This is a genomic window from Vibrio sp. 2130-1, assembly GCF_033339515.1.
This window is the reverse complement of the sequence record NZ_JAWOUT010000500.1, coordinates 1-588: the sequence shown is the minus strand read 5'-3', so window position 1 is coordinate 588 and position 588 is coordinate 1. Positions and strand designations below refer to the sequence as shown.

Sequence of the window (588 nt, the reverse complement as noted above, 5' to 3'; positions counted from 1 at the left end):
ATCCTTTATCTCGTTTGCAGGAGCTGTATTTCCTATGTCAGGGCTTGTTGTGTCTTTTGACGGTATCGCATCTGAGGATGTCTGTTCACTATTAGGGTTATAGGAAGAGGAAGTACCATCAAGGTCTGGTGCAACATCTAGGTTCGCATTAAAGTTTTGGTTCTCAGAAAGCGCAATTTCCTCAAACATTTCGACTTGCGCCTGGATTGAGTTTGCGGCTCGTTGTTCATTCCAAGCTTTCTGCTTAGATTTATCGAATATAGACGTTAATTGTTCTGTTGTTGGCACATTAACATCTGGAGCTTCTACGTCTACTAAAGGTAAATCGATTTCACTTCTAACATTCAAAGTAGAGGCTTCTACAGTGGTTGTTGATTTCCAATATTTCGAACTATCGGCCCAGGCACCTACCGTCGTAAAGCTTGAAATTCCAACAAAAGTATCTTTTGGTGTGAACTGGTCACTAAAGTTAATACTTGTAGCATTTAGTTCATCTAACACTAGCTGACTTAATGATTTTGCCCCAGTATTAGTTTTTATTACTTGTTCATCGCTGTTTGGTGGTCTTGTTGTAGAGTTGACAAGCAC

At 40.0% G+C, this 588-nt stretch carries 1 protein-coding gene; it reads right to left on the bottom strand.

All coding sequences use genetic code 11. The features are described 5' to 3' along the window. Window positions 1–588: hypothetical protein (locus R7Q09_RS27065; RefSeq protein ID WP_318144067.1), on the bottom strand; the 588-nt coding region annotated here is incomplete at both ends.